This window comes from Bacteroides sp. RTP31139st1_H2_RTP31139_211217 (assembly GCF_040227615.1).
Lineage (GTDB): Bacteria > Bacteroidota > Bacteroidia > Bacteroidales > Bacteroidaceae > Bacteroides > Bacteroides uniformis.
Map to the genome: position 1 here is coordinate 1 of NZ_JBCNZM010000259.1, position 4,062 is coordinate 4,062.

The 4,062-nt window shown below is 43.5% G+C and carries 4 protein-coding genes and 1 pseudogene; 4 read left to right on the forward strand and 1 reads right to left on the reverse strand.

Features of this window, described 5'->3' with window-relative positions; all coding sequences use genetic code 11:
- A pseudogene (locus ABUA47_RS23425) lies at positions 1–242 on the forward strand (recombinase); the annotation flags it as partial.
- A 53-nt stretch (positions 243–295) separates the two neighbouring features.
- A complete protein-coding gene (locus tag ABUA47_RS23430; protein WP_009293493.1) occupies positions 296–1,738 on the forward strand; it encodes an OmpA family protein in 1,443 nt (480 codons plus the stop codon).
- Between the two features lie 129 nt (positions 1,739–1,867).
- Here the strand turns inward: ABUA47_RS23430 and ABUA47_RS23435 are convergent, their stop codons facing one another.
- Positions 1,868–2,041: a histone H1 gene (locus tag ABUA47_RS23435; protein ID WP_004308720.1), complete on the reverse strand. Its 174-nt coding sequence runs from the start codon at positions 2,039–2,041 to the stop codon at positions 1,868–1,870.
- Between the two features lie 469 nt (positions 2,042–2,510).
- On the opposite strand from ABUA47_RS23435, the gene ABUA47_RS23440 reads away from it, so the two are divergent.
- Positions 2,511–2,981, forward strand: coding sequence for a hypothetical protein (locus ABUA47_RS23440; protein WP_005836725.1), 471 nt, complete (start codon positions 2,511–2,513; stop codon positions 2,979–2,981).
- A gap of 429 nt (positions 2,982–3,410) precedes the next feature.
- Positions 3,411–3,989 (forward strand): hypothetical protein, encoded by a 579-nt coding sequence (locus tag ABUA47_RS23445; protein ID WP_005836727.1) that lies wholly within the window; start codon positions 3,411–3,413, stop codon positions 3,987–3,989.
- Positions 3,990–4,062: the final 73 nt, after the last annotated feature.

The window sequence follows — 4,062 nt, forward strand, 5'->3', positions numbered from 1 at the left end:
ATTCCCTGGTACAGTCTATCGCCGAGCGGGGTACGGAAATCATGCACTGTGCGACAATGCTATTTCTCGGAATGGTAGATGATGCCACTACATTTGCCGAATCACATGGTGGTGGAGGCGGAGGAAGTGACCTCAAATGGGGACGCGACGAGGACGAGGACAATCGAGCATGGGCACTCCGCTGTATGAGGATGGCGAGCCGCATGATGCGCTCGACTATCGGCAAGAAATCTAAACGGTAAATGGCATACGCCTTACACCTGATTAAAAGTATAACTAATGAAATCATTGGAATATGACGAAACAAATTATTTTCATCTTCGCTTTGCTCTGCACGTTGCAGGCACAAGCAAGTGTACAACCCGTACAGAAGGACACTGTACGACACACTATTCATTATGAAGTAGCGGAATTGCTTCAACCGATGCAGCCCGTCTATCTCAACGGGGTGCTACTTCCGGCATCCCGAACCGGCAACTGGTTTGTTAGCATATCCGGAGGTGCGACAGTTTTTCTTGGTACACCTCTCGGTTGTGAAGACCTTTTTGGACGAGTGAAACCTTCGTACAGCCTCGCTGTCGGCAAGTGGTTTACTCCTTTGGTCGGCGCAAGGGTAAATTATAGTGGCTTGCAGTTTAAGGATGCACAATTATCTACGCAGGATTACCATTATATCCATGCAGATCTCCTGTGGAATCTCCTTGGACGCAGATATGCCCGACAGGAACAGGTACGTTGGAGACTTGCACCCTTTATGGGTGTCGGTCTGCTACATAACGCCACCAACGGGAACAATCCCTTTGCGCTTTCTTACGGCATACAAACACAATACCGTATTTCCAAACGGGTTAGTGCTATGCTGGAACTCTCTAACACAACTACATTCCAGGATTTCGACGGGTATGGCTATCCAAACCGTCCGGGCGATCACATGCTTTCGCTGACTGCCGGATTCACCTTTCATCTCGGTAAGGTCGGCTGGAAGCGCGCGGTGGATACGGCACCCTACATCCATCGGAACGAACTGCTTGTCGATTATGGTAACTTCCTTTCGGAGGAGAACAGGCGTTATGTGGGACGTCACAATCAAGACAAGCGAACGCTCGTGGAATTAAAGAAAATTCTGGAAATCGAAGGACTACTCGATACATATAGCCATATCTTTGACAACGACGATATAACCGGATGCAGATATCCTATAAATAATTATAGCGGTTTGAACTCGCTTCGTGCAAGGTTGAAGCATAGCTATTGGGACGGGTCGTCACCTCTTGACACGACTATTCTTCAGACTGAGAATGGAAAGCCATCGTATAATTATACGGCTTCCCGAAATGTGCTGTCCGCCCATCAGGACACTCTCGCTATGGATTCCACGGTTCTTTCATACGCTGATGGAGAGTGCATCGGTGCACCCATCTATTTCTTCTTTGCTCTCAATACGACACATTTGACGGATACCTCACAGAGGCTTAATCTTGACGAACTGGCTCGTGTAGCTAAGAAATACAGTTTATCCGTGAGGGTAACTGGTGCTGCCGACAGTTCTACAGGAACATCAAGTATCAATGATTCTTTGAGTATATCGAGAGCAGGTTTTATTACCGCAGAACTGGAACAACGTGGAATACCAGCCAAGCGGATTATCAGAGTTAGCAAAGGTGGAATTGCCGACTATATGCCCGTGGAAGCCAACAGACATACGAAAGTGGAGTTGTTTTTTCCAAAAGCGAAATAGAAATTTCGCATAATTGATGTTTAACTTTGTCATAATCAATGAAGCCTCTCCGCTGTGAAGCGAAGAGGCTTTTTCGATATGGTACACGTGAAGTTCGCCATATTCCTACTGTCAGAACCAGAATGAAAGTTATTTCGATGCTTCAAGTGACTCTTTTCTGAACTGTTTGAGAAGTTTTTCAAGTTCAAGTGATACTTTGCGGGCACGAGTTCCGGCAGCTTTGTTGCCTTTCTCCATCTGGAGGTTGGCATCTTTTGAGAATTGATCGAACAATTCACAGATTTGTGTAAATGTTTTTTCCATTGTTATGTTCTTAATATTATATAATACGTTGGCAAAGATAGCAAAAATATTTTTTTAGGACTTATATTAGCTCTGTTATATATTTCGCCTATAACATGATACCCCTTTTTATGTTTTTCCATTCTGAGTATTCCCTTATCGCACCATCGGCAAATCTGGCCGAAGAGATTTTATATGCAAAGGTACAGTGTCCGGGCGATTGTCAAGCACCGCTATGCTAACGGTTCCTGGATATTTTACGGCAGCCTTCCTCAAATCAAAGATTGACTTTCAGTCCCCTTCTCATTGCAAGGTATAAAAGGACAAGCCTGCTTCTGCTCTGACATTCGAAGGGTGGGTATTCCGTTCCATTCCATTCACTGTTTACTTGTCTTATCCCCCTTATTCCACTGTTAATCCTGCATAAAAATCAATCCCCGGCAAGAAGCCGAAAGAGCTTCAAGCAAAGGGAAATAATAAATCAAAGAATATGGGAAAATACGATTTTATCAAGCTGGGTAATCTTCTTTATTGGCATGACCCAGATAGTGGTCTGTCTAATGGGGTTTACCAAGTGGCTTCTATTCCGGAAAACATTGAAGAGGATAGCGTTATTTTGATTGCATCTGATACTTCGGAAGCGGAGGTTTTTCCTTCAGAATTATCACCGATACATACCGGTAGAAGTCATAAAGAAGACTTTTTGCGTTGGAAAACAGAACGTGAAGCTGAAGGTATTGAGTTTTACGACCACCTTTCCAAAGTGATGGATACGGAAAACGACTTGAGTGTGGGAGATATGGTGGCGTTTACAAACGATTATGGAGTGATATTTGGACCTTGTGAGGTCTTAGCTTTTGGGAATCTCTGTAATAGTGGCAGATGTGTATATATTGACAGTGATTCTTATTGGTTTCCTAACCGTCCCGACCAACTCACCATCATAAGAGGTGCGGAATGACAACAACATATCCACCTGTAGCCAAAGCAGGTGGATAGCATTTCCTTGTATTGTATATTCAGCCTGATTACTCTTATAGCCATGCTCCACCGAACTCCCGTTACCGCTCTTATTCCTTTTTTACTCGTCGTACTCCATTTCTAACAGTATAACACATTTATTGGCCTGACATACGCCGTAGGTTTGTTTTCGTGTGCAAAGGTACGGTGGACAAACAGTGTCCAAGTACCGCTGTCACTACCTGAAAAGAAATTTGACGTAACCTTCCGTAATCACAGATTCCGGTATTCATAAAATTTCATTTCTGATTCCTTGTCCGTTGTTTTTGTATTCACCGTTTGAAACGCACATGAAAACACTCCTTTTGGACGAAGTCGGAAGGCTTCAAAAAAGGGAATAAAAGAAATTCTAATATAAAAAATTACGATTATGCCAAATTGGTGCAGTGCGTCATATGCTATAGAGGGTGACGCGGAAGAAGTAAAGAGCCTCTACAAGTTGATGAAAAGGTTACAAGAACAGAAAGAACCGTCTGTTCCTAACGGTTTCGGTAAAACATGGTTGGGATGCCTTGTGAATGCTTTGGGTGGCGATTATAACAAAATTCATTGCCGAGGTGACTGGAGTAACCTCGAAATGGAGGGTAATATCTTGAAATTCACAACGGAAACAGCTTGGTCTCCGTGTGATGAAACATTTGAACTTGTATGTGAGAAATTCCCAACACTATGTTATTTCTATCAATCGGAAGAGCCAAGTCTGGCTGAGTATTGGACAAATGACCAAGAGGGCAAATACTTTCCCGACCAGTACATTGCAGACCTATGTACTCCAGACGGCAAACGGTACAAGGAATATTTTGTCAACCAGACAGAAATATTCAAGTGGTTTGAGGAGATAAGCGGTCAGTCTGTCGAATCAATAACAGAAATTCTTGCTATTGCCGAACAATGGAAAGATGAAAATGACAAATCTTTCTGTAACATCTATGAATATGCCGCAGGCTAAGACTAATCCGATGCAGAAAACGAAATGACGGTATGCTGACAGCGTTCAGCGAACTATCATTATCCGATAAGCC